The 26548-nt window shown below is 41.5% G+C and carries 23 protein-coding genes; 12 read left to right on the top strand and 11 right to left on the bottom strand.

Annotation, left to right across the window (positions count from 1 at the left end; translation table 11 throughout):
* Positions 1 to 27: 27 nt before the first annotated feature.
* A complete protein-coding gene (locus SD449_RS11145; RefSeq protein WP_318310653.1) occupies positions 28 to 558 on the bottom strand; it encodes a GNAT family N-acetyltransferase in 531 nt (176 codons plus the stop codon).
* Positions 559 to 2355, bottom strand: a complete 1797-nt coding sequence (locus SD449_RS11140) for a M61 family metallopeptidase (RefSeq protein ID WP_318310652.1) — start codon at positions 2353 to 2355, stop codon at positions 559 to 561. It abuts the gene before it with no gap.
* Between the two features lie 114 nt (positions 2356 to 2469).
* Here SD449_RS11140 and SD449_RS11135 point away from each other — a divergent pair, with 114 nt between their 5' ends.
* Positions 2470 to 2856, top strand: coding sequence for a putative signal transducing protein (locus tag SD449_RS11135; protein WP_318310651.1), 387 nt, complete (start codon positions 2470 to 2472; stop codon positions 2854 to 2856).
* An 18-nt stretch (positions 2857 to 2874) separates the two neighbouring features.
* Here SD449_RS11135 and SD449_RS11130 read toward each other — a convergent pair whose 3' ends face one another.
* Positions 2875 to 4338, bottom strand: a complete 1464-nt coding sequence (locus tag SD449_RS11130; protein WP_318310649.1) for an ArnT family glycosyltransferase — start codon at positions 4336 to 4338, stop codon at positions 2875 to 2877.
* A gap of 200 nt (positions 4339 to 4538) precedes the next feature.
* On the bottom strand, positions 4539 to 6035 hold the full coding sequence (locus tag SD449_RS11125) for an aminotransferase-like domain-containing protein (protein ID WP_318310648.1): 1497 nt from the start codon (positions 6033 to 6035) through the stop codon (positions 4539 to 4541).
* Positions 6036 to 6130: 95 nt separating this feature from the next.
* Between SD449_RS11125 and SD449_RS11120 the strand changes: the two genes are divergently transcribed.
* A complete protein-coding gene (locus SD449_RS11120; protein WP_318310646.1) occupies positions 6131 to 7960 on the top strand; it encodes a TonB-dependent receptor plug domain-containing protein in 1830 nt (609 codons plus the stop codon).
* A 108-nt stretch (positions 7961 to 8068) separates the two neighbouring features.
* Complete coding sequence (locus SD449_RS11115; RefSeq protein WP_318310645.1) at positions 8069 to 8938, top strand: cupin-like domain-containing protein; 870 nt, start codon at positions 8069 to 8071, stop codon at positions 8936 to 8938.
* Positions 8939 to 8940: 2 nt separating this feature from the next.
* On the opposite strand, the gene SD449_RS11110 is transcribed toward SD449_RS11115, so the two are convergent.
* From SD449_RS11110 to SD449_RS11100, 3 genes are all read right to left on the bottom strand, one after another.
* A complete protein-coding gene (locus tag SD449_RS11110; RefSeq protein ID WP_318310644.1) occupies positions 8941 to 9414 on the bottom strand; it encodes a regulatory protein RecX in 474 nt (157 codons plus the stop codon).
* 51 nt (positions 9415 to 9465) lie between these two features.
* A complete protein-coding gene (locus SD449_RS11105; protein WP_318310642.1) occupies positions 9466 to 11019 on the bottom strand; it encodes a ribonuclease E/G in 1554 nt (517 codons plus the stop codon).
* Between the two features lie 275 nt (positions 11020 to 11294).
* Positions 11295 to 11585, bottom strand: coding sequence for an HU family DNA-binding protein (locus tag SD449_RS11100; RefSeq protein ID WP_014032385.1), 291 nt, complete (start codon positions 11583 to 11585; stop codon positions 11295 to 11297).
* A 124-nt stretch (positions 11586 to 11709) separates the two neighbouring features.
* On the opposite strand from SD449_RS11100, the gene mutY reads away from it, so the two are divergent.
* From mutY to gldD, 4 genes are read left to right on the top strand one after another with little or no spacing between them, the layout of a single operon-like run.
* Positions 11710 to 12747, top strand: a complete 1038-nt coding sequence (gene mutY / locus SD449_RS11095) for an A/G-specific adenine glycosylase (RefSeq protein ID WP_318310639.1) — start codon at positions 11710 to 11712, stop codon at positions 12745 to 12747.
* Positions 12748 to 12770: 23 nt separating this feature from the next.
* Positions 12771 to 13229, top strand: coding sequence for a single-stranded DNA-binding protein (locus tag SD449_RS11090; RefSeq protein WP_318310638.1), 459 nt, complete (start codon positions 12771 to 12773; stop codon positions 13227 to 13229).
* 25 nt (positions 13230 to 13254) lie between these two features.
* Entirely contained in the window at positions 13255 to 14565 is a 1311-nt protein-coding gene (locus SD449_RS11085; protein ID WP_318310637.1) for a gliding motility-associated protein GldE, read from the top strand.
* Positions 14555 to 15112 (top strand): gliding motility lipoprotein GldD, encoded by a 558-nt coding sequence (gene gldD, locus SD449_RS11080; protein ID WP_318310636.1) that lies wholly within the window; start codon positions 14555 to 14557, stop codon positions 15110 to 15112. Before SD449_RS11085 ends, gldD begins: the two co-directional genes overlap by 11 nt.
* A 23-nt stretch (positions 15113 to 15135) precedes the next feature.
* On the opposite strand, the gene SD449_RS11075 is transcribed toward gldD, so the two are convergent.
* From SD449_RS11075 to SD449_RS11060, 4 genes are all read right to left on the bottom strand, one after another.
* Positions 15136 to 15948, bottom strand: coding sequence for a DUF1963 domain-containing protein (locus SD449_RS11075; protein WP_318310635.1), 813 nt, complete (start codon positions 15946 to 15948; stop codon positions 15136 to 15138).
* 120 nt (positions 15949 to 16068) lie between these two features.
* A complete protein-coding gene (locus tag SD449_RS11070; RefSeq protein ID WP_318310633.1) occupies positions 16069 to 16542 on the bottom strand; it encodes a hypothetical protein in 474 nt (157 codons plus the stop codon).
* 143 nt (positions 16543 to 16685) lie between these two features.
* On the bottom strand, positions 16686 to 18758 hold the full coding sequence (locus tag SD449_RS11065; protein ID WP_318310631.1) for a M16 family metallopeptidase: 2073 nt from the start codon (positions 18756 to 18758) through the stop codon (positions 16686 to 16688).
* A 1-nt stretch (position 18759) separates the two neighbouring features.
* Positions 18760 to 20082 carry a M16 family metallopeptidase gene (locus SD449_RS11060; protein WP_318310629.1) on the bottom strand — a complete coding sequence of 441 codons (1323 nt, stop codon included), beginning with the start codon at positions 20080 to 20082 and terminating at the stop codon, positions 18760 to 18762.
* A 187-nt stretch (positions 20083 to 20269) separates the two neighbouring features.
* Between SD449_RS11060 and SD449_RS11055 the strand changes: the two genes are divergently transcribed.
* The 5 genes from SD449_RS11055 to SD449_RS11035 all read left to right on the top strand — a co-directional run bounded on the left by SD449_RS11055 (position 20270) and on the right by SD449_RS11035 (position 26463).
* On the top strand, positions 20270 to 20725 hold the full coding sequence (locus SD449_RS11055) for a DUF4199 domain-containing protein (protein WP_318310628.1): 456 nt from the start codon (positions 20270 to 20272) through the stop codon (positions 20723 to 20725).
* Positions 20726 to 20820: 95 nt separating this feature from the next.
* Positions 20821 to 21360, top strand: a complete 540-nt coding sequence (gene rplU, locus SD449_RS11050) for a 50S ribosomal protein L21 (RefSeq protein WP_318310627.1) — start codon at positions 20821 to 20823, stop codon at positions 21358 to 21360.
* Positions 21361 to 21384: 24 nt separating this feature from the next.
* A complete protein-coding gene (rpmA, locus tag SD449_RS11045) occupies positions 21385 to 21645 on the top strand; it encodes a 50S ribosomal protein L27 (RefSeq protein WP_108245862.1) in 261 nt (86 codons plus the stop codon).
* Between the two features lie 155 nt (positions 21646 to 21800).
* Entirely contained in the window at positions 21801 to 23390 is a 1590-nt protein-coding gene (locus tag SD449_RS11040; protein ID WP_318310625.1) for a tetratricopeptide repeat protein, read from the top strand.
* Between the two features lie 172 nt (positions 23391 to 23562).
* Positions 23563 to 26463 (top strand): TonB-dependent receptor, encoded by a 2901-nt coding sequence (locus SD449_RS11035; RefSeq protein WP_404828044.1) that lies wholly within the window; start codon positions 23563 to 23565, stop codon positions 26461 to 26463.
* The last annotated feature ends 85 nt before the right edge of the window (positions 26464 to 26548 follow it).

Below are 26548 nucleotides of genomic sequence, written 5' to 3'. Positions count from 1 at the left end.
CATTTAATTATCGAAAAACAATAATATTTACTTTAAAATGATAATGACCCACTCTTTATCCAAGGCATAGTATCTCTTTAATTCTTGGAACCCAATCGCCGTATGTGCCGCCAAAGACCGTTTGTTTTTCCCATCCACTTCAGTGATAATGGTATCAAAACCCTCGGGCAGTTTCTCTTGCATGGTTTGATACAATTTTCGGAAAATACCTTGCCCTCGATGGCTTTTGGCCACGCAAATTTGTCCCATGACCATATAGTTTAGCTTGCTTTCAAGAGCTTTGTCAATTTCTTGGAACATCGGACGAAGTACCTCGATATCCTCAGCAAATTGGGGATGCATGCACAGGGCATAGCCCACAACTTTACCATCATCCACCGCAATGATGTGTCCGCACACATCGTTCATGGATTTTAGAAGGTCCAGGGTGTGCTCCACGGTCACAAAACCTTCTTTTGTGCTTTCCTCTTGACTTATATTTTTAGGTAAATTACGCTGCTGAAGGTCTAGAATCTGTTCCAGTTCCTTCAAAGATTCCGCTTGTTTGTAAACGACCATCTATTCCACTTTGAGCCACCCTTTGCGCTGTTCCAGCATCTTTTTGGACGGTTTTTCTTCCTTGTCCTCCATCAAACTAAATGTGTAATCTGGACTTGGGACAAGTACCAATTCTGTAGTTTTTTCGTTTCCGTACCTCGTGAATTTTACTTGCAAAGCCTCTCCCATGCTGAACTGCTTCAGGTAATCACTAAAAGATTGGTCTTCCGTTAAAGGTTTGTCGTTGATGCTCAATACCACATCCCCATTGTCCAGGCCAGCCTTGTATGCTGGACTTCCCATCGAAGTATTTCTAAGAATGGTATAACCTGTTTTATCTGGGTTCAAGGAAACATACGCCCCAAAATAGGGTGAAGTTTCAGGTTGTTCCAACACAACACCAACGGACTCCATAAGTTTTTTGTAGTCGGGCATTTCACTTTTATAGATGTAATTATTGAAGAACTCGTCCCCGAAAGATTTACCAGCGTATTCGTTCAAAGCATCATGAAGGTTTTGGATGGTATAGGGAATTTCGGTTTTACCGTATTTTTTCCAGACGAGCTTCATAAAATCATCCAGGTTCAATCCCTCTTCACGAAGCGACAGATCTAAGGCCAAGCCCAAAACACTTCCGTAAGAATAGTAGGAGATGAACATATTTTCGAGGTTAACAGGGTCCACCGAGGTAGCTGCATCCACAAAAGGTGCCTGGAAACTCATTTCAATCGGATTAAAAAACTGACGGGCTGGGGAATTCCAAACATAATTGAAGGTTCCTGCCAATCCCTCTACGTAGTCTTTCGGACTGGAAAGTCCAGCTCTACATAAAATCAAGCCAGTATAGTAACTGGTAAAACCTTCGGCAAACCAAAGCGCACCGCTCATGTTGGCTTCTTCAAAATCAAAAGGTTCCAGAGTTTTCGGGCGGATACGCTCCACGTTCCACGCATGAAAAAATTCGTGGGATACCGTCCCGATATTACGTTCCATACCTCCATCGGCCAAGCTACGGGTACTAGTCAATATGGTAGAGTTGCGATGTTCCATGCCATCACCAGAGGCATTGGGGATATAACAGGCAAGGAAGGTGTAATTCCCATAATCAAAATCAGGAAGTTCGTCGTACACCTCTTTTTCAGCAAGCACTACCTTTTTCACCTTTTCAAAATATTCATCGGCCTCTGCTTCGGTTCCGTTGTGGTGCAGAGCAAGGTTGATGGTCTTTCCGTCCACCTCAAAAGAACGTAGCATGTAGTTGCTGATCTCCGTAGGGCTGTCCATAAAATAATAAAGGTTCGGGGCCGAATAGGTAGTGCCCGAGACCAAAGGAAGCTGCGTTGCCACTTTCCAATCCAAATCTTCACGGACGTTGAAGGTCACTTCGATTTTTCGCTCGCTCAACTTAGGGGCGAACATAAATGTTGCTGGAATATTTAAGTGGGCATGTGTTTCATCCACTTGCGAATAGGTGCCCCCACCGCGGTTGGCAAACAGGATATATTTGATGTTGATGGTGCCATCGTGTCCGCTGACCTCCCAAGCATAAGGATTGGGACGGGTTACCCTCAAAGCATTTCCTTTACTGTCCGTAGCCTCAAATCCGTAAACGTTTTTGGCGAATTCATGAAGGGCGTAGCGTCCAGGCGAGGTTCTGCTCATCCGAAACTCTATGGTATCCGAAGTTAAGTCGGGAAAAGTAGCTTCAACAACTGCTTCGTGATGCACGGCATTGTCAAAAGAAATTTCATACGTATTGGTCTGGGCGGTCAAAAATAGCCCAGTGAACAACGCTAAAAGGGATAGGGTAAATTTCATTTTCGGAATAGGTTTAAGAGCGACTAAGATACTGTATAATCAGCGTAAGTGCTACATTTGTGTTGTGAGGAAATATCACGAATTTTGCAATTGCCGAATGAATTATTTAACTGAATGAAAAAGGAGTTTCATACTTTGGGGACATTTGAGTTTCCCGCGGATGCCGTGGTCATTAAAGGTAAGCTCGAAGCAGAAGGAATTCCAGTATTCTTAAAGGATGAGAATACCATTAACTCCTATTCGATGGTCAGCAATGCCATGGGAGGTGTTAGGCTTCAGGTCTATACTTCGGATAGGGAAAGGGCCAAAGAAATTTTTGATGAAGTTAGAAGTTATGCTACCGATGATTTAGGAAACCCGATTGTATGTCCTAATTGCAAAGCCGCTCGGTCGGAAATCTATTACTCGCGCAAGAACATTTTCTTTAAACTTTTTCCGTTTTTTGAGTCTACTAAATATAGGTGCATGCAATGCAATTTTATCACAAGACCTGTTCAATAAAATTATTTATAACTGGAGTCATTCTAAACGTTGGTAAATAAGACCTCTACCCACGGTAGCCTCCAATTGGTAATGTTTTTCTAAGTAAGCATCGATATAACTGTTATACTCCACCAGTTTTTTATCAAAAATCTTTTTGCCGTTTCGGGCCACCAAGGTTTTTGGTCGAATCACTTCCATGATATATTTGAGTTCTTCGACACCAGATTTTCGCGGGATGTTCATATAGGGAAACAACTCTTCGCGAGTTATGTTGCTGGGATGCGTAGCAGGTTTGGTGGGAGGGGTTTCATCCAGGACCCAATAACCGATATGGTACTCGGTAAAAAAGATATGCTCGGTTTCCAGATTATGGTCTAGAATGTATCTGGGGACATCGATGCCTTCGCCATTGTAAAAAGAGCCCTTGTTAATTTTGTTGGAGATGACGTTGTCATATTCCAAATAGGATTCCATCGGAACCAATATCAGAAGGACAATGATTACAGCACGGTATTTTTTTTGAATGGGAGGGAGTTTGGCAACTGCCATGCCCAATGGAATCAATATGAATGGATAGAGTTGGATGAGGTAGTGCCCATTCACTTTGCCCGATTGCACGTAAGAGATTAAAATCCCTATGACGACAATGGTCAACAATTGTGTGTTTTTTGATTTCCAATCGATAAGTTTTAAATAGAAACCTGAGCCCAACAGCAATGCAATGGTTCCCACGTAGGGCAATGTTCTCCAAGGTGAGTGGAACCTCCCTTCGGAATAGGCCAAGGGCGCCTCAAAAATGGACTCCCACCAAATTTGGGTATCTCCTTGAAGGTAATATGGAATTGCCGTGCATGCAATGGTCACAAAAAAACCTGCGCCCATAAACACCAGGTTTTTAATGTTTTTCAATGCATGGTTTTCATAAAATCCTTCCCACAAAAAGTAGAGTCCCAAACAGAAAACGGGATAGGCCATGTTCAACTTTGTCATCACGGACAGGCCCAACAACAGCCCTGAAGTAAAGAACCACTTCGCATCGGTTTTATGAACCAAAATATATAGGGCTGCCACAAAAAAGAAGGTGCAAATGTGTTCGGACATTACCCCCTGCAGGCTCCCAAAAAGACTTTGAAAAAATACGCAAAAGATAGCGGTCCAGAACGCCACTTTTTTTGTAGTGATTTTTATTGCGATACAATATGTAAACAAACTGGTGAAGGCTACCATTACCGCTCCAAAAAAGCGAATGGCAAAAAAGCTTTTCCCAAAAATTTTGATGATGAGGGCAAAATACAGAAAGGTAATCGGTGGTTTTAGATCCCAAAGCTGGGTGTAGGGCAAATGTCCGTTGACCCAAGATTGTCCCATTAGGATAAAAGTGCTCTCATCGCGATCCACATAATCCCTAAAAAAGAACGGAAAACGGATAAAGACCGCGACCACCACCAAAACAAAGAGGACCGCTTTCCAGTCCAGATTTTGATACGTTATGGAACGCATTTTTTTAAGCACGGCGGTATTCAGCTTTTATCATCTTTGCAATATAGATAAATTTGAATGTTTAGAGAGGGCGTCTAAGAAGTATTCATAACTTGATTTGTCAGGTTGAGACTGTCGAAACCGATATTGATTATCAGTAAGTTGAAAATATTTCGACAAGCTCAATATGACATCGTATTACTTTTTTACCCCCCCTTTTTTTAAACAGCTACCAACTGAAAGTACGCTTGTTGTAACTTTTCAATTACGATTTTAAGTTCTTCCTCGTTTAAATGCCCATAACCAAAACGTATGGCACAGGTATTTTTATTTTGATAGAGAATCGTTTTGGGCAGGAATAAATCTAGTTTTTCGGCTTCTTCGGCTAGTTTTACCAAGGATATTGGATTTTTAAATCGTAACCACATGGCAAGCCCTCCAGAGGGTATTTGCCAATCAAGGATATTGGCAAAGTGTTGATTTAATAAAGCGCATAAAGCATCTCTACGTTGTTTGTAGGCAACAATATTTTTTTTCTTGAGCCGATATATTTCGCCTTCGGATATCAATTCAGAAAGCATTTGTTCCTGTATTAAATCACCTTGGGTATCCAACAATTGCAAGTAATTATTGGCTTCGGTAATGACCTGTTCTGGAGCCACGACAAAACCCGTATGAAAACTCGGAAATAAAGACTGACCTAATTTTCCCAAATAAATAACGTTTCCATCGGCATCTGCACTGGCCATGGGTAACATGGAAGATCCTTCAAACTGAAAATCATGATCAAAATCGTCCTCTACAATGGCAAAACCATGGATTTTGGCCAATTCCAATAATTGCAGTCTTCTTTTTGTGCTTAATGTTGTAGTCGTAGGATAGTCCCTATTGGAACAAATATATATGCAACGAATGTTCTCGTGTATAAAATGTTCATTTATGTATCCAATATCCAAACCTTCGTCATCTACGGGCACGGTTTTTATTTTTGCCCCCGCTTGCTGAAATATCATATTGGCTACATAATTGCTCAGTTGTCCAACTAGTACCAAATCACCTGGATTAATGAGTACCTGTGAAACGATGTATAGGCTCATTTCCGTACTACGTGTATTTAATAAATTGGTTGGTTTTATATGAAATCCTCGTGTGGCATTTAGGTAATTGCAAAATTGCGTGCTAAAAAAGGAAGGGGTTAAAACACTAGTTCCATTCCATTTGTTGATGAGTGGCTTTCGTTTCATTGCAGCGCTGTACCATCTGGAAAATTGATGCACGGGGTGTAAACGCAAATCGGGCCTGCCATCACTTATAGCATATTTGGAAGAGGTTTCTTCCTTGGTCGATGATAGGTTAAAAGATTGCTGAAACGGGAATCCTGGACTTTTTGGATACTCGTATGCCTGATAAATGTGCTGCGTACTTGCCTTAATTTTTAGATTGGAATCTTCGGGAACCACCACAAAAGTTCCTTTGTTGGGAATAATGTTTACCCATCCTTGCGAGGCCAATTCATCATAGATGGCCACGGCAGTATTGCGGTGGACGTTCAATAACTGACTTAAAACCCGTGTTCCGGGCAATTTACTGCCTTTTTCCAAATAGCCTCGTTGTATGGCGTTCATGATTTGCTGTGCCACTTGCACATATACGGGCTGTACAATAGACTTGTCTATGGATACTAGCTGGACCAACAAATCAAAAACCGGACTATTCATTGTTTTAAAAGCGGACTAGTTTAATCGTCCGGAAAGTTAGGACTTTTGCAGCATTAATTTAAATGGCCTAAAAACCTACGTTACAAGCTCAAATAATGAAGGAATCAATTTTATTTTCTGCGATTTTAATAGCTGGTGCTTTTCAACTACAAGCACAAGAAGAGGACGCTGTTAAGGTAGATTCGTTAAGCGAAGTTGTAGTAACTGCAAACCGAATCAACCTTCCATTTAAGGAAAATTCTAGAACTATAAACATAATAACCTCTACTGATATTAAAAATAGTGCAGCGGTCAATGTTGCGGATTTATTGCAACAAGTTGCAGGGGTAGATATTAGAAGACGCGGTACAGGTGGTAGCCAAGCAGATTTGTATATAAGGGGTGGTGGTTTTGATCAAACCCTAGTATTAATTGATGGCGTCAAAATGGACGATGCGCAAACGGGTCACCATACCATGAACGCTGCTTTGCCATTAGAGGTTATAGAAAGAATAGAAATTATAAAAGGCCCTGCGGCACGGGTTTTTGGACAAAACGCCTTTACTGGGGCCATCAATATCATTACAAAGAAGAATTTGAACAATTCCGTTTCCTTAAACGTAGAAGCCGGATCTTTTGGACAATTAAATGGTAGCGTTACCGCTGGTGTGGATAAGGAAAACTCGTCTCATATTATACATGTGGGAAGGATGACTTCTGAGGGGTATAGAAATAACTCGGATTACGATAATGGCAATTACTTTTTAAAAAGCATTTTCAATAAAAATGCACAGCCTATTGAAATGACAGCTACTTTCATGGAGCGCAATTTTGGGGCTGAGAACTTTTACACCACCAATCCTACGTTTAACGAGTACGAAGAAACCCAAAACAGCCTTTTGGCGCTTTCTACCACCTTTAAGAAAAACAATCTAAGAATACAGCCAAGAATCTATTGGAAACGTAATCAAGATTTATTTCTATTACGGAGAAATGATCCTGGTTTTTATAGGAACATGCATATTTCCAACAAGATAGGCGTAGAAACCAATGCTTCTTATGCCTCTAAATTAGGAATTACGGGTTTTGGGGTAGAACTTTCTGAAATATATCTTAGAAGTAACAACTTGGGTAACCGAAGCCGTTTTATGTCCAATGTGTTTTTGGAACATCGTTTTAGCATTGCAGACAACAAGCTGGATATTACTCCAGGTGTGGCATTAACCTATTTTTCAGATTTTAAGTTTCGTGCTTTTCCTGGATTGGATGTAGGTTATGATCTTACCAATAATTTCAAGGTGTATGGAAATATTGGTTATACCTACCGTATACCAACTTACACGGATTTGTTTTACAATGATCCGGTTACCAGTGGTAACGAAGATTTGGAGCCAGAAGAAGCTTTTGCCCAAGAATTGGGCTTAAAGTATACCACACCCGAATTTAATGTCAGCGTTGCCGTTTTTAATAGAGATGCAGACAATCTAATAGATTATGTAAGAAACAATGTTTCTGAAGATGTGTTTGTGGCAACAAATATTACCGAGGTAAACACAAAAGGCTTGGAGTTGGACGCTGCTTATAATTTTAAATTTAAGGACTATACCCAAACATTAAGCGTTGGCTATGCGTTTTTGGATGACAATATTTTAGACCAGAATGAAGAATTGTCACGTTACTCTTTAAACACGCTCAAGCACCAATACACCACACGATTAAGCACACAATTGTTCAAAAACGTACGTCAAAATATAATCTATAAGTATGCAGAACGTACTACAGGACAAACATATAATGTTTGGGATGCATCATTGGCTATAAAAGTAAAACAGGCAGAGTTTACCATTACCGCAAATAATATTTTCGATGCAGATTACATAGAGTCTGGCTTTGTACCTATGCCGCCAAGTAATGTTCTATTTGGCTTGCGATATAGTTTTAAATAGAGCGAAACGAAGCAGCCTAAAAGAAAGGCAAATTGTTCCACAAGGAATAGATCAGGCAAAGATTTAAAAACCTTTTAGTAATTTAGCTATTTCAAATTCCTTGAAATTTTGAAGCTGAACCTTGAACAAATACCTCGGGAGAAGACCCTTTCGAAGAGAGAGTTTATCCAAAAATATTTCAAGCCCCAAAAGCCCGTTGTAATCGAGCGCTTTATTGAGGATTGGCCGGCGTATTCCAAATGGAACTTGGATTATATGAAAGAGATTGCCGGGGACAAGGAAGTGCCCTTGTACGATGATCGTCCGGTAAAACACGATGAAGGATTCAACGAACCACATGCCAAAATGAAGATGGCCGACTATGTGGAGCTTCTAAAAAGCGGTCCTACCAAATACCGTATTTTTCTTTGGAACATTTTAAAGGAAGTCCCAGAGCTCCAAAAAGACTTTTCGTATCCAGACTTTGGACTTCGGTTGATGAAAGGTTTGCCGATGCTCTTTTTTGGTGGTGAGGATTCCTACACTTTTATGCATTATGATATTGACTTGGCCAATATTTTCCATTTTCATTTTGAAGGAAAAAAGCAGTGCATCCTCTATTCGCAATCCGAAACAAAGTTTTTGTACAAGATTCCGCACTCCCTGATTACGCGTGAAGATATCGATTTTGCCGACCCTGATCTTGAAAAGTGGCCAGCCTTGAAACATGCCAAAGGTTATATAACGAACCTGGAACACGGCAATGTGCTCTATATACCCGAAGGGTATTGGCACCACATGAAATATATCACACCTGGATTTTCCATGAGTCTGAGGTCGATTCCCAGAAAGCCCAAGAATTTTGGACATGCCGTCTACAATATCTTCGTGATGCGGCATTTTGATAATTTGATGCGCAAGTTCAAAGGTCAAGAATGGATCGACTGGAAGAATGAAAAAGCAGTGGAACGCACGCAAAAACTATTGCTGCAAGATTGATGCTATTTGATAAGTTCGTTTACCTTTTCGTAGACCAAATGACTTTCCCAGCCTCGGTAAAGCAGGTAGTCCGCTAATTTCTTCTTTCTCTTTAACGGGTTTTTTTCCGTGATTTGATGCAACCTTTTTTTTGCAAGTTCGTCAAAGGTTTCCAAGTAGTCTTCATCGCTTATTTCCGCAAGGGCACTTTTAATATTGTAAGCGGAAATATCACGGAATTTAAGTTCTCGTACAATTCGGGTTCTGCCGCATTTCTTCATGTGGAACTTTCCCCGTGCAAAAGCCTTGGCAAACCGTTCTTCGTTAAGGAAGTTTTCTTGGATGAGGTGGCCCAGAATTTGGTCTATCGCTTCAGGAATCATGTTCATGCCCTGTAGTTTTTGGGTCACTTCCTTATGGCAGCGTTCCTGGTAGGCACAGTAACGCTCCATCTTTTTGGTGGCCTCGGTAAGGGTATAACTTTTTGTATGTTCCATAAATCAAAAGTACATAAAACAAAAAAGCGACCCCATTTCTGGAGTCGCTGTTTATTGTGGTCTTATGGTTTTGCCATCTTTGTCCTTGAAACGATATTCAAGATACTTGTAGGCATCCCTAGGTTGTACTTTGACCCATTTTTTATAGGTTTTGAACCACTTGGAACGAATGGAGGGAAAACCTTTGGTAAGATAGGCCGCAATGAACGGGTGTATGTTCAATACAAGTCCGTTGTTTTTGTGGTCACCTTTTAAGATTCGCTCCAAATCGGATTGAATGTGGTCTATCAAAACTATCGGAGCTTCCACTTCGGCACCGGTGCCGTTGGGATTTTCCTCGCTGGTCTTGATGTTCATTTCTGGACGTACCCTTTGTCTGGTAATTTGAACGAGTCCAAATTTACTGGGAGGCAAAATTTTATGTTTTGCCCTATCGTCCTTCATTTCGTCCCTAAGGTGATCGAACAACTTTCGTCTATGATCGCCCTTGGTCATATCAATAAAATCTACCACGATGATACCTCCCATATCCCGCAAACGCAATTGTCTTGCAATTTCCGTTGCGGCCAATAGGTTTACTTCGAGTGCGGTATCTTCTTGGTTTTTCGCCTTGTTGGAGCGGTTACCGCTGTTTACGTCAATAACGTGCAAAGCTTCGGTGTGCTCAATAACAAGGTAAGCCCCGCGGCTCATGGATGCTGTTCGGCCAAATGAGGTCTTGATCTGACGCTCTATCCCGAATTTTTCAAAAATCGGGGCCGAACCGGTGTACAACTTTACAATGGATTCCTTTTCTGGTGCAATTTCATGCAGGTAATCCTTGATTTGGTTGTAGAGTGTTTCTTCATCAATATGTATTCCGGTAAAGGAATCATTGAAGACATCCCTAAGGATGGATGATGCCCTGTTCAGTTCCACCAAAACTTTGGATGGATGGGGCGCTTTGTGCAGTTTTTTGCACATGTTTGTCCATTTGGAAAACAAGTTCTGAAGATCTTTGTCCAGTTCTGCAACCTTTTTGCCTTCTGCTACGGTACGTATGATGACTCCAAAACCCTTGGGCTTGATACTTTTTACAAGCCTGATAAGGCGGTCTTTTTCTTCTTTGCTCGCTATTTTTTGTGATACCGAGACTCTGTCGGAAAAAGGTACCATGACCAAGTAACGCCCTGCTATGGAAAGCTCGGAGCTGATTCTGGGTCCCTTTGTGGATATGGGTTCCTTTACTATTTGTACCAGTAATGACTGATTGGCCTTCAACACATCGTTGATGCTGCCATTCTTGTCAATGTCTTTTTCAAACGGAAAATTTCTAAGGGAATAATCTTTAAGCTTCCCTGTTCTAGCTTTTTTGATGAATTTTAACATGGAAGACAGTTGCGGGCCTAGGTCGTGGTAGTGCAGGAACGCATCTTTTTCATAACCTACATTGACAAATGCTGCATTGAGGCCTGTAACGGGTTTTCTGATCTTGGCTAGGAAGATATCCCCTACGGAAAAGTTGTTGTTGTCTTCTTCTTTGTGTAATTCTACTAGTTTTCCATCCTTTAATAAGGCAAAATCGACTGCATCCGGCGTAGATCTTATTATTAATTCTCTATTCACCTGAATCGATTTTTATTTATCCCGCTCATGAAGTTTGGGGATAAATGATTAAACAATATATAGAATCGGTTGTCTCTCAAACCGATTGAAATTCGTTTCTTGAATCTCTATGTCAAAGAACGCAATAGGGTAAAACGAAAAAGTAGTTGAAACAACTACTTTTTCTTGTGTCGGTTAGCTCTTCTGCGCTTTTTGCGCTTGTGCGTGGCTACCTTATGTCTTTTTCTTTTCTTTCCACTCGGCATATGGCTCTTGCTTTAGTGTTGTTAATTATATTATTTTACTTGTACATTGGTTTTTACGCCTTCTACAAAAACTTTGGCGGGCTTGAATGCAGGGATATTGTGTGCTGGAATTTTGATGGTAGTGTTCTTTGAGATGTTTCTACCGGTTTTTTCCGCTCTGGTCTTGATGATAAAGCTACCAAAACCTCTTAAATAAACATTGTCTCCATTCTCCAAGGATGATTTAACCTCCTCCATAAAAGATTCTACTGTCGCTTGCACGTCTCCTTTTTCAATACCTAGTTTTTCTGAGATCCTAGTTACAATATCTGCTTTCGTCATTTCTTCTTATTAATTTTCAAATTTTTTTCGGCTTGCAAATATAAACATTATAATTAATCTTTCCCTTTAACCCTTTAATTTTAAGTATATAAACTGATACATTTGGTCTTTATTACTTTTGCGGATGACTTTTGCCCAAAAAATCCTTAGCTGGTATCGAGAGAATAAACGTGATCTTCCATGTAGAAAAACCCGGGATCCATATCATATTTGGCTCTCCGAAATTATGCTGCAGCAAACCAGGGTGGCACAGGGAATGCCCTATTATTTAAGGTTTACCGAAGCTTTCCCTACGGTGCACGATCTGGCCAATGCAAAGGAGGACGAGGTTCTGAAACTTTGGCAAGGACTGGGATATTATTCCCGGGCGCGCAACCTGCACGCGACCGCAAAAATAGTGGTGGAAGATTTTAATGGAAAGTTTCCCGATACATACGAAGGGCTAAAATCATTAAAGGGAGTGGGCGATTATACCGCCAGTGCCATTGCGTCTTTTTGTTTTGATATTCCGGAGCCGGTAGTCGACGGCAATGTGTACCGTGTGTTGTCCCGCTATTTTGGGGTGGATATTCCTATAAATAGTACCCAGGGCATCAAATACTTTAAGGAACTTGCCCGGGAGGCAATGGACGGGGAGAACATCCGTGATTATAATCAAGGCATTATGGAATTTGGCGCTATACAATGCGCCCCTAAAAAACCGTATTGTTTGCTGTGTCCGCTACAAGAAAGTTGCGTAGCGCTCCAAGAGAACAAAGTGGACCAGTTGCCCATCAAACAGAACAAGACCAAGGTGCGAAAAAGACATTTTAATTATTTGGTGGCTGTGGACGACAATAGGAAAACCATTTTGGAGCAGCGAAAAGGAAAGGGTATTTGGCAAAACCTCTACCAGTTTCCGTTGATCGAGTCCCAAGAAACGCTTCATGAGGAAGAATTGACAAAAAGAATAAAGGAAAAGGAAGTGTTTGCCGAATTGGAATCCCTATCCTTATATAATAATGAACCCATTGTGCACAAATTGTCCCACCAACATTTATATACACAATTTTGGATACTGAAAACTTCTCCTATATTAGAGGGTGGAACACCTTGGGAACAAATCGACGAGTTCCCCGTTCCAGTTTTGATCGCGGATTTTATCAGGACATTTAAAATTTAGTACTTTTGACTAATTAAAGAGATATGAGCGGAACATTGAACAAAGTAATGCTGATCGGGCATTTGGGAGACGAAGTGAAAATGCACTATTTTGAAGGTGGAAACTGTATTGGCAGATTTCCCTTGGCCACCAATGAGACCTATACCAATAGGCAGACCGGTGAAAGGGTGACCAATACAGATTGGCACAACATTGTTGTGCGCAACAAGGCCGCGGAAATTTGTGAAAAATATTTGAGCAAAGGAGATAAGGTGTATGTAGAAGGTCGTCTAAAGAACAGGCAATGGCAAGGTGAGGACGGCAACACAAGGTATACGACAGAAGTGCATGTGCAGGATTTTACTTTCTTGACCACTAAAAAAGAAAGTATGGCCAATGCGCAAACTTCGGATTCGTCCTCCAATTACCAACAGCCATCCAATGCCGGTAATCCTTCGGAACCCATGGCTAACAATGAAGAGGATGATGACCTACCATTCTAAAATAAAAGTTTAAAGCAATACTAAATTGGATCCCGAACCCTATTGTTTGGCATTTTACTTTACAGCTTTTAGTGGAATTTTCACTTTAAAAATTGTTGTGCTCATACTTCTTCTGGCCGGATCTGCATTGATTTCTGCAGCAGAAGTGGCGTTGTTCGGCCTCTCGCAGACCGACTTGAACGAAATGCAGGAGAGCGGCTCTTCCAAAAGCAAGCTCATAGCCCAACTTTTAACGAGGCCCAAAAAGCTATTGGCCACAATTCTCATTACCAATAATGCCATCAATATTGGTATCGTACTTCTGTTCAGCTCCATAGGCGACACAGTTTTTGAAGGTATTGACGGAACCCTCCGGTTTTTATTGGAAGTAGTGGTGGCTACCTTTTTGATTTTGATGTTCGGAGAGATACTCCCAAAGATTTATGCCAATAGGAACCGGGTACAATTCTCACATTTTATAGCAATTCCCCTAAAAGGATTGAATTTTCTGTTCACCCCATTGAGCGCACCCATGCGGTCGGTCACCTTGTTTATTGAGGATAAACTTGGAAAACAGAAATCAAACTTGAGCATCAACCATCTATCGCAGGCCCTTGAGCTGGCCTCGGAAGGGGATACGACCAAGGAAGAGCAAAAGATTCTTGAAGGCATCGTGACGTTTGGAAATACGGATACGAAACAGGTAATGCGGCCTCGAATCGACATTTTTGCCGTGAACGAGAAAATGAAGTTTCCCGAGGTGCTTTTGGAAATAAAAAAGAACGGTTATTCCCGTATTCCGGTTTTTTCGGAAAATATGGACAATGTTCTGGGCGTTCTCTATGTGAAGGACCTTTTGCCCTATATCGACAGAAAGAGTTTTAATTGGATGTCGCTGATACGCGAACCCTATTTTGTCCCCGAGAATAAAAAGCTGGACGATCTATTATTGGAGTTCCAGGACAAAAAGAACCACTTGGCCGTAGTAGTGGACGAATATGGTGGCACCTCTGGAATAGTTACCCTGGAGGATATTATCGAAGAGATTGTCGGGGACATCAGTGATGAATTTGATGATGAAGACCTGATTTTCTCCAAACTGGACGATCACAACTATGTCTTTGATGGAAAAACCACCCTAAAGGATTTTTATCGTGTGGTACGGATCGAGGAAGAGGACGAATTTGAAAGCCAGAAAGGGGAATCGGAGACCATTGCCGGATTTGTGCTGGAAATTTCGGGCAGTTTCCCTAAAATAGGAGAGAAGGTGTTCTTCAAAGATTACCAGTTTGTTGTGGAAAGTATGGACAAAAAGCGATTGAAACGCATAAAAGTAACATTGCCCCATGAAGCATAGGATTTTATTTTTTATTGTGTTAGCAGCACTTTTTATGGGCTGCAAAGACGAAGTTTTGCCTAAGCCCAAGGCCATGTTGCGATTGAAATATCCCACAGCCGATTACACCAAGTCCGGGCCGGATTGCGCATATACTTTTGATAAAAACATCCTCTCTGAAATCAAGGAGACCAAGGACTGTTCCATGGTGCTGGACTATCCCATGATGAAAGGATCTATCTATCTTACTTACAAACCGGTTCAGGGAAATTTGGACACGCTATTGGTGGATGCCCAAAAATTGTCCTACGAGCATGTGGTAAAAGCCGATAATATCGTAGAGCAGCCATTTATAAACCAAGAAGATGGCGTGTACGGAATGTTTTATGAGGTAAGCGGAAATGCGGCATCACAATCACAGTTTTATGTGACCGACAGCATCAACCACTTTGTGACGGGTTCCCTTTATTTCTACGCTAAACCAAATTATGATTCCATCCTTCCTGCGGCCATGTACTTGCAGAACGATATTCGGAGGATAATGGAAAGTTTGCGTTGGGAAAGATAATCAGAGAGAAATATTCTTTTGTTTTAGGTGCCTGAATATGTTTCAATTATTTGCTCATCTAGGTCCCGTGAAACGTCCAAAGCACTACTTTTTGTGAAAAAGTTTATGTTTCCTTCCCCGTATTCCATACTGAAAATATGGGAGTCAGAAAATCTATAGGAATAAGATTCCTCTTCATCTTCACCTTCCTCAAACACCCGAAATTCTTCATCTTCACCTTGCCAATAAATAGGTCTCCCAAAAATAAAATCAGTGGGTAAGGAACTATAGCCTCCATAATGGTAAAATGTTACCGGGCAATTCAGATTCTCTTTCAATAGGGAGTCCAACTCGTTGAATGAATCTCCTAAACGCCATTCTAACCCGCTTTTCACTATTGTTATAAGTTCTGTGTTCACGAAATCAATTGTGCAGGAACGTTCCATAAGCTCCTTTTTCCCATATAAGCTCTCATCTTGTTCAGGGTATTGGCACACCTTAAGTTGGCTGGCTTCCCCGTCATAGTAGGCATATCTGGGAAAATCGCCATTTTTTATGAAAAAATAAATAATACCGCTATCTGGGAATAGATTAAAGATGTCATAATCTTTAAGTTCTGCACAATTTAGCTGGGCGAGAAACAATTCGTTGGGCAATAACTTAATTGAATCAGGTAGGTGAGGCAATCCTCCAACCTTGGATGTACCTAACGGTACAGACCACTCATCCTCAATTTTTGTTTCTTTGTAGTCTAGGAAATAGTGGACATTATCCTTTAGTTCTTCGAAATCGTTTTCAAGATTACGCTCTTTCAGAAAGTCATGAATAATTTCCAAGGCTCTTTTATGGTTGTTCATTTTTATGTGTTTACTTTAAAAGATAAAAGTAGCACATCAACTTTATGGAAGGCCTGTAGAATTTACGGATGAAACATTTCAGTTTACCAATGCCCCATTTGAATGGACCAATGCTTTTTTTTAATCCTTATTAGGATTCTGTGAGTTAAGCAGTTTTTCGGCCCTTTCAATACTTCCATTGATTTTTTCCTTGACCACTTTTACTTTTTCTTCCTCTTCATCCAGCCATTGTTGTTTTTGCTCGGAAAGTTCTTTGCCTTCCATAGTCTCACTATAATCAAATCGATCACCAAACTCCCGCATCCAGTCCATCATGGTTTTATGTGCATCTTGAAGGTCCTTCATGGCCACTTCATATTGCTTTCCCATTGCAGTGGAATCCACTTTGGGTTTTAATTCCCCTACCAATTTGCCGATATCCCGCATTTTGGGCATCACCTCGTCATGAATGGCAATAATCTTCTCCATTTGGGCAGCGGATTCTGTTTGGGCTTTAGATTCTACGTCAGTTGTTTTGTCCTCTTGCTTTTGTTTGCAAGAAAAGTTCAGGAACAAAATCGAACAACAAATAAGTATAGATAAGGTTTTTTGCATGACCATTAATTTATAAACAAAAATACGCATATACTGAATGACCTCATACTTCAGAAACATTAATATGAGCTAACGAACGATTAATGCTGTAATAAAAAAGGCGCTCGGTGAGAGCGCCTTTTTTCTAATATGAGAACCTAGATTTATTTGAAATCCGATGCATCCACTCCTTCGTTCACCTTGATTTCCTTAACAATGAACTCAAAGGTTTGTGGGCCTACACTTTGATTAAGCTTAAACGGGAACTTTATGCCCGATACTTCTTGATAGTTTTCGTAGCCCAAAGTACTGGTCATCTGTTGCCCTTGAACTTCCTGGGTGTTTATTTCTTGTACCTTAAGACCGGTTTCTACATCATAAAAAGCAGTTTTGCCTTCGCTTATTTTAAGCTTGTAGGCTTTCTTGTCCCCTACGGTTTCAATTCCTTCCAGAGTAACATCGCCTGCGGCCAAATAATTTAATTCCGGGAAAGCAGCGGACTCTTCCTTGATCTTGGCAATTTCTTCCGGAGAAAGATCCTTGCGTTGCCCTTGTACAACGGCATAGCCGGTGTCACCGTCCAAAACCTGTTTTTGCATGGAATTGCCCATTACTTTTACATCTTGCATAAATTGGTCTTTGGAAGTTTTCTTCATTTCCAATTCCAATTTCATGCCCTGCATTTCGGCTTCCGCCAACATGGAATAGGAATCCACGCCCTCAAGTTTGGATTTTCCTCCAATGGCTTCAATATAGTCTTCCAATACGGTATTTGCATCCACTCCTTCAGGAACTGCGGCGTTCATTTCGGGTTTTTCTGTTTTGTTCGCGTACTTGTCATAATACAGCACGGGAACCTCTTTGCCGTTAAAGGTGACTTTTTCCAAATTTTCCAGAACATCCGTTCCTTTTCCGGTAACCACCACCCTTGCATTTGAAGTGGAAAAATGCTTTTTGGCCGCTTTTTGCACATCTTCCTTGGTAATGGCATCTATCCGTTTTAGATAGGTTTCATAAAAATCCTTCGGAAGGTCTTCGGTTTCAATGTTCAGGGCGTATTCCGCTACGGTCTCCGGCTTTTCCAGCGCCATCACAAAGCTACCGGCATATTTTGCCTTGGCATTGGCCAGTTCCTCATCCGATACGGGCTCGGAAGTAATCTTATCTATTTCTTTCAATATTTCTACCACGGAGCTATCGGTCACCGCGTTGCGAACCTGGGCGTATGCGTTAAAGCGCATAGGACTGAATTTATTTGCCCGTAGTCCCGAATAGGAACCGTAGGTATAGCCCTTGTCCTCCCTTAAGTTCTTGAACAAGCGTGCTTGGGACCCTCCACCCAAAATCCGGTTGGCCATCAAGGCGTCCAGATAGTCCTCATCCTTCATTTTTAAATGGGTGATGTTTTCCACAGCCACTTCGGACTGTACCGCATTGGGCACGTCTACAAAGTTGATCTGGGTGTATTGGGCATCCTTGGGTTCGGAATATGTGAATGATGGTGGTGCCGCTTTGGACCATGGGGTAAAAGCTTTGGTCACCAAATCTTTGACATTATCAAAATCAACGTCCCCTATGACAACCAAATAGGCATTGGCAGGCACAAAATAGGATCTATAGAACTGCTCCACATCTGCAAGGGAGACATTGTTTACGGTCTCCTCGGTCATAAACTCACCAAAAGGATGGTTTTTACCGTATGCCAAGGCTGTTTGTACCCTATCAGCAATCGCCGAAACGTCTTTTTCTTGGGATTTAAGACCGGTGATCACTTTCTCTTTCTCTTTTTCAAATTCTTCTTGGGTAAAGTCTGGATTGAGTGCGGCATCCGCCATCAATTCCAGAATCCTTGGAAAATATTTGGACAACGAACTCGCAAAAGCGCTCTGCTCCCCGATGTAAATGTTGGCACCAAGAAAATCCACTTCTTCGTAAAAATCATCTTTTGGAATGTTTTTGGAACCTTTTCCGAGCATGCTGCCCGTTAATGTGGAAACCCCGGCCTTGTCACCTTCCAAAATGGGCGGGTTGTCTATGGAAAGCTGTATGCGCACCCTTGGTAATTTATGGTTTTCCACGACAAGGACCTTCAAACCGTTTTTAAGTTCAAAACGTGCAGGGTCCTTTAAGTTGATTTTTGGAGCGGGACCCGCTTTTGGCGGTGTGCTCCTGTCTATTTGGGCATATGTGGCTGTCATAAATAGGGACAGCGCAGCTAAAACTATATACTTTTTCATTTTAATTAGCGTCTTTTTGTTCTGGCAAATATTCCAACTCGATGCGTTGGTTCACCTTCAAATATTTTTTGGCGACCTCCATGATTTCTTCACGGGTGATGGAGCGATAAATGTCGATTTCCGTGTTTATGAGGTCGGTGTTGTCCTTCAGCATGTAATTTTCCGCCAAAGAGTTGGCAATTCCTTCAACACTGCTGTTGGCATTTACAAACTGGTTCTCGAACTTGTTCTGCAGTTTTTGGTAATCCTTCTCCGAAATCAGTTCCATTTGAAGCTTCAAGATTTCTTCGTCTATTTCTTTTTTGATGTCCTGAATGGAATTGTCCCCAACGGGAAGCCCTCCAACAATATAGGAACTGTAATCTTCGGCATCGATGGGAACGGAAAGTATTTGGAGTGCCATTTTCTTCTCGTCCACCAATTTTTTGTAGAGCTTGGAACTCTCTCCATCACTCAAATAGGTGGAGATCATATTGATGACGTAGGCATCTCTTTGTCCCTGACCTGGCGTTCTGTAAGCCAATAGGATTGCAGGGATTTGGATGTTGGGGTCATAATACTTGGCATACACGGTTTGGGTAATGGGATCTTCCTTGATGTTCGGACGCTTAATTTCGGCGCCCCTTGGAATGGGACCAAAATAGTCCTTGATCATTTTTTTGGTCTTGTTCACCTCAAAATCTCCGGCCACCACCAAAACGGCGTTGTTGGGAACATAATATGTTTGGTTGAACTTTTTAAAATCTTCCAAGGTGGCACTGGCCAAATGGTCTAGGGAACCAATTACTCCCCAACGGTATGGATGTTTGGTATAAAGATTCTTCAAGATTTGCTCAAAGAATGCGCCGTAGGGTGCATTGTCCGTTCTAAGTCTTCTTTCTTCCTGGACCACTTCTTTTTGGGTGTCCACGCCAACTTGCCCTATGATGGGGTGCATCAAACGTTCGGATTCCAACCAAAGTCCGACTTCCAAGCTGTTGGAAGGAAAGACTTCGTAATAATAGGTACGGTCCAAAAAAGTGTTGGCATTGTTTCTTCCACCATTGGCGGCTGTAATTTGGTCCCACTCGCCCCGTTCAATATTCTTGGTGCCTTCGAACAATAAGTGCTCAAAAAAGTGGGCAAAACCGGTTTTGTCAGGATCTTCGTCCTTGGAGCCTACATGGTACATGACCGATGTGGTTACCACGGGTGCCGAATTGTCCTGATGTAGGATCACATGGAGCCCGTTGTCCAGATCATACTCTTCAAAGACCACTTCCTGAGCGGAGAGCAAGGCCATTGAAAATAGCATTGTGAATGCGGAAAACAATTGTTTTTTCATTTTAATAGTCAGTATTTAAAAATTGATGTTGCTAAGAGGTTGGTATCGATTTCTCGAAGGATGTTACGTTAAATATATAATATTTTTCCGACGCCATGTCCACTTTACAAAAGTCTTTGGGTTTTAAAAATGGGATAATTCACAAACATTCAGTAAATTAAACAATGAATCCAAAAAAAATTAAAATATGAAAAATTTAACCCTTCCAATTCGTTTCGGTATGGTCACTAGTGCTGTACTGATTGCGTATTTTTTGATTTTATCTTTAATGGGAAAGCATACCAATGTTTTTTATAGCCTATTTAATGGAGTCATCACAGGGTTTGGAATATATGAGACCATTAAGTATACCAAGATAAGACAAGGGAACAAGTTCAGTTACGGCAATGGTTTTACGGCTGGCATTACTACTGGGTTTATAGCGACATTGCTGTTCACCATTTTCTTTGCCTTTTATGCGACGGAATTGGACACTGCATTTTTGGACAAATTATCGAAGGCTTGGTCAGGGGACTATAAAAATTTCGAGGGAATCGTGTTCTTTACCGTAGCCATTATGGGTTTTGCAACAAGCCTTGTACTGACACTTTCTTTTATGCAACTCTTCAAAACCACCAATAATTCTAAAAAAATTGTCAGCTAAATCAACGAGGAATACTTGTAGGTTAAGGATTTAGCAGTATATTTGCACCCGCTAATTTTAATAAAGCGAAGTAATTTTAATCTAATTAACGCATTATGTACGCAATTGTAGAGATGGCAGGGCAGCAATTTAAAGTTGCAAAAGACCAGAAAGTGTACGTTCACCGTTTGCAGGAAGAAGAAGGTAACAAAGTTACTTTTGATAAAGTTCTTCTTTTGGAAGATGGTGATAACGTAACCATTGGCGCCCCGGTCATAGAAGGTGCGGCCGTTGAGGCCAAGGTTGTAAAACACCTTAAAGGAGACAAGGTAATTGTCTTCAAGAAAAAAAGACGTAAAGGATACCAAAAGAAAAACGGTCACAGACAATATTTGACTGAAATCGTTGTTGAGAGTATCTTGGCAAAAGGAGCCAAAAAAGCGGCCCCAGCAAAAGCCAAAGCTGAAGCAAAACCAGCTGCCGAACCAAAACAGGCAGAGAAAAAAGCGGAAGCTCCAAAGAAAGAAGCTCCAAAAGCAACTGAGGATTTGAGTTCCAAAACTGTTGCCGAGTTGAAGGAAATGGCAAAAGCCAAAGAAATCACCGGTTACTCTTCTATGAAGAAGGCCGAGTTGATCGAAGCGTTAAGCAAATAAGAAAAGAACTAAAATTTATATATCATGGCTCACAAGAAAGGTGTAGGTAGTTCAAAAAACGGTAGAGAATCAGAATCGAAACGCTTAGGTGTTAAGATTTTTGGAGGTCAGGCAGCAGTGGCTGGTAACATTATTGTAAGACAACGTGGTACCAAGCACAATCCTGGCGAAAATGTATACGCTGGAAAAGACCATACTTTGCACGCCAAGGTAGATGGTGTAGTTAAGTTTGAAAAGAAAGTTGGTGGTAAATCTTATGTTTCCATCGAACCTTTTGAAGCATAACAAGCGATTATAAAAGTTAATACTGAAAGGCCCCGCTTTTGCGGGGTCTTTTTTGTTGCCTCAATTTTTAATGGTTTGTTAACCCAATGGTGATGTTGGAGTGAGGATCAAAAGCTTACTTGAAGAGCTTTTTATTTTTCCCTCAATAACCCACCATGAAAAATGTTTTTCTTTTTCTTTTTCTGTTCAGTTTATTGATTCCGATGGGCGGTTGGGGACAACAGGCCACCGTTCCTATAACCAATAGAAAAACTACGGATACTTACAATGCACTTCAAAGTCAATTGGAGATTGCAAAAAAGCATCCCGAAAATCCCGCTCAAATCGCCCAAGCCTATCTTCAATTGGGTGAGTACTATCACACACTCGGCCTATATACCGAAGCCATAGCACAATACAATTTTGCTTTGGAACAGTTGGAGTCAAATTTACGGGACCCACTATATATCAAACTCAACAACAATATTGGTAAGGTCTATCTCTCCCTCAACAATTTTGAACTTGCAGAACAGCATTTTGAAGAAACCGGAAAAGCTTCAGAAAAGCTCAGTGATGACAAAGGTTTGGCGGTTTCCTTGGGTCTTTTGGGAGCCAGTCATGAAAAACAAGGGGAATACGAAGATGCGCTTCACGACCAAAGACGAAGCCTTGAATTGTTTCAAAAATTGGGGGATGATCATGGTGTTGCCATTACCAATGAAAATATAGGAAGTATTTATGAGGATTTGGAGGAGTTTGGACTAGCGTACGAATACTTTAAAAAAGCCTACGAACAGCTAAAAGGTTTACGAACAACGGAAGAAATCAATGTGTTGAACAACATTGGCGATTCATTCCGGAAAAGGAGCGACTACCCACCGGCACTGGAATATACCACAAAAGCCCTTGAGTTGGCCAAGGAGTTGAACGACCTCCATCAATTGGAAAGTGCACATAAAGATTTGTCCAAAACCTACGCCCTTATGGGCAATTATGAAGAAGCTCATGCCCACTTGCTGTTGACTGAAGAATACAACAGCGAAATGCTCAAGTCGCAGAACACCGATCAATTGAATGTGCTGCAAACCATTTACGAAACCAACAAAAAGGAGGCCGAGATACAATTGCTGAAGGAGCAGAACAAAGTGAATATTGCCAACCAGAACCTGCTTTGGGTGGCCCTATTTGCCATTGCATCCATTTTTCTTATTCTCTATTTCTATTTGGGCAGAAGGCGAAAGACCAAGTTGAAGATTCAGGAATACAGGCAACGGATGCTACGCGCGGAGTTGGACAAAAAGGCCATTGAGGAGAAAAATATGCAACGCGAGCTTCAGTTGAAAGCTGCATCTCTCTCACGGTACAGCCTGCACTTGTCGCAGAAGAACAAAATCTTGCTCAATATGTCTAACACCCTTCGTAATATGGTGAACCGACAGCACATGAACACTTCAACAAAAATAAAGGAATTGGTTAGGGAAATCGATCATAACCTCACCCAGGAACAGGAATGGGATGAGTTTATGACCTTCTTCAAGGAAATCCATCCAGAGTTTATAAAGAAACTTTCGATGCTTTCAGAGGATTCATTATCCCCTGCTGAATTGCGATTGGGAATGTTATTGCGTCTAAATCTATCCTCCAAAGAAATAGCATCCATTTTACGTGTTACTCCAGATAGCGTTAGAGTGGCTCGTTACCGATTGCGAAAAAAATTGCCCATTGACCAAAAAGAAGAGTTGGTAAACTTTATGATTGAACTTTAACCCCTTACTACCTTTCTTTTTTTAGAAAAGGTTATCCCAATGTAAAAAAACCGTAATTGTTGCCCTCTTGTTTCTATCGATTTTCAGTTTTGTTTCCCTTTTGTTTCCCTTTAATTAAAATCATAACGGGTTGATATACATAGTTTTGGAAAGCATTCTAACGTAAACCAAAATGAAATTGATGAACCTAAAAAAACTACTTTTTGTAACGCTGTTTATGGTGCTCGGAACCGCAATGGCCCAAGCACAATCAGGAAATATTCAGGGAACAATTACCGATGAGAACGGTATCTACGTTCCCGGTGCCAATGTGTATATCGAATCCTTGGCAAAAGGAGCCATTTCCAACTTTGATGGAAAATTCACCTTGGTAGGAATACCGGAAGGAGACTATACTTTGCGAGTAACCTATCTGGGATATTCCGATGTGGAGCAAGCAGTAAATGTAATAGCAGGAGAAACCACTCCTATTGGTATAACGCTCGTTTCTTCCAATATGGAGCTGGATGAAGTGCAAGTGAGCGCATATGGCCTAAGTGGACAATCCAAGGCATTGAATACCCAGAAAAATAACATGAACATCACCAATGTGGTATCTACCGACCAGATAGGAAAATTCCCCGATGCCAATATTGGCGATGCTGTTAAGCGTATACCTGGTATCACAATGCAGGTAGATCAAGGGGAGGCGCGTAACATTATTGTGCGTGGTCTTTCCCCTCAGTTGAACTCTGTGACCTTGAACGGTAGCAGAATTCCTTCTGCTGAGTCCGATAACAGAAATGTTCAGATGGACCTTATTCCTTCGGATATGATACAGACCATTGAGGTGAACAAGGCCGTAACTCCGGATATGGACGCCGATGCATTGGGCGGTTCCGTGAACTTGGTTACCAGAACGGCCCCGCAGGGATTCAGGGTTTCCGCTACGGCAGGGTCCGGCGTTAACTTCATTACCAATAAAAGAATATTGAACGGCTCCTTTTTGATTGGTGACCGTACCAACGATGGTAAATTCGGATGGATGCTTTCAGCGACCATCAACGATAACGATTTTGGTTCGGACAATATTGAAGCCGAGTGGGACAACGAATTTGAGTACAATACCGGTGAAGAAGATGAAGAAGGCGAGCCTATTTTGGAGGAAACCGAAGTAAATCCGTATACCAACGTTACAGAGCAGCGCACCTATTTGGTTCAAAGGGTAAGAAGAAGTTTCTCGGCCAATTTGGATTATCAAATCAACCCAAACAACAACATCTACCTGAAAACCATGTACAACTGGAGAGACGACCGTGAAAATAGGTTCCGGTTGGAGCAGGAAATATTGGATGGAGAGGATATCGAAGTCGGTGACTTCGCCTTGAACAATGGAAATTTGACCCGTTTCCCTGTGGAAGTTAAGAGACAGTCCAAGGGAGGAATTGCCGGGGGAAGAAACAATAATGCCCGTTTGGAAGACCAACGTATGCAGAACTACACCCTTGGGGGCGATCACTTGTTCGGTTCGTTAAAAGTAAATTGGATGGCTGCTTATGCCAAGGCATCCGAGGAGCGTTTGAACGAGCGCTATGCGGAATACGAGACCGAATACATCATCAACAATGACAACAGCAACCCAAAATATCCGGTTATGACGGCTGCTGACCCAGCCAATTTTAGTAATCTTAGCGGTTTTGAATTCGGTGAAGTAACGAACGAAAACCAATACACCGAAGAGGAAGATGTCAATTTTTTTGCAAATTTTGAGCTACCTGCAGATCTTTTTGGAAATGGGGGAATCCTAAAATTTGGTGCAAGGGGAAGATTTAAGTCAAAACTGAGAAACAACGATTTCTACGAGTACGATTTGGAAGATCTTTACCCTACATTGGCCGATGTTCCCGTAAAATCCTATACCGATCCAGACTTTTTGGCCGGTGGAAAATATCAGGCCGGTACTTTTGCCAGTGAAGAGTGGTTGGGCTCTTTGGATTTAAGCCCTGCCAATGGAGAGGCAGTTCAAGATGAATACCTCCCGGGTAATTTTGATATCCAAGAAGATGTTTGGGCAGGTTATGCCATGCTGAATCAAAAACTAACGGAAAGGTTAAGCCTTTTGGCAGGACTTCGACTTGAAAATACCAGACTTGAAACACAAGGAAACCGCGTAATCTATATTGAAGAAGATGAGGACGCAGGGATAGAGGAAGGTATTGAGGTGGAATCCGTTTCCGATGAAAACTCCTATACCAATATTTTGCCCGGAGTTCATTTTAAGTATGATTTGAACAACAGTACGGTGCTCAGGTTTGCTTGGACCAATACATTGGCACGTCCAAATTACGCTGACTTGATCCCACGGTCAGAGATTGTTAACGAGGATGCCGAGGTAATTGTGGGCAATCCCGAATTGGACCCGACTACCTCTATGAACTTTGATTTGAATGCAGAGCACTATTTTGAAAGCGTGGGAATTGTATCGGGGGGCGTTTTCTATAAAAAAATCAACGATTTCATCTATACTTTTATCACCGAGGCAGAGGACGATACGTATGGTATTGGAACTACGGGATACGATGTGTTCCAACCATTGAACGGTGATTCGGCATCCATTTTTGGTGCAGAACTATCTTTCCAGAGACAATTGGATTTCTTGCCCGGGTTTGCCAGAAACTTTAGTGTCTATTTGAACTACACTTACTTATCTTCAAGCGCCGATGGCATCCGTAACGAAGATGGCGATGAGAGAACCGACCTGGATCTTCCCAACACATCCCCGAACATGTTCAACGGGTCTTTAGGCTATGCCGATAAAAGGTTCAGCGCAAGATTGTCCGCCAACTTCTCAGACTCCTATATCGACGAAATTGGAGGGAATGCTTTTGAAGATAGATATTACGACACGCAATTTTTCTTGGATTTCAATGCCAGTTATGCCATCAACAGCAATTTGAGGTTGTACGCCGATGTGAACAACATCACCAACCAACCCTTGCGTTATTTCCAAGGCGTAAAAGATAGAACCCAGCAAATGGAGTTCTATGATATCCGATTTACCTTTGGTTTGAAGTACGACCTGTTCAAAAAGTAGATCAAATTAAAATTCATTAATGTCAGCATCGAGCGGAGTCGGGATGTTTTAGAGGCGGCAGATTGTGTGGTCGTTCTCGACTGCG

Origin of the sequence: Flagellimonas crocea, assembly GCF_033441595.1 — a bacterium.
GTDB lineage: Bacteria > Bacteroidota > Bacteroidia > Flavobacteriales > Flavobacteriaceae > Flagellimonas > Flagellimonas crocea.
Note: the sequence above shows the minus strand (reverse complement) of the source record. Positions and strands in the feature narration are given on the sequence as shown.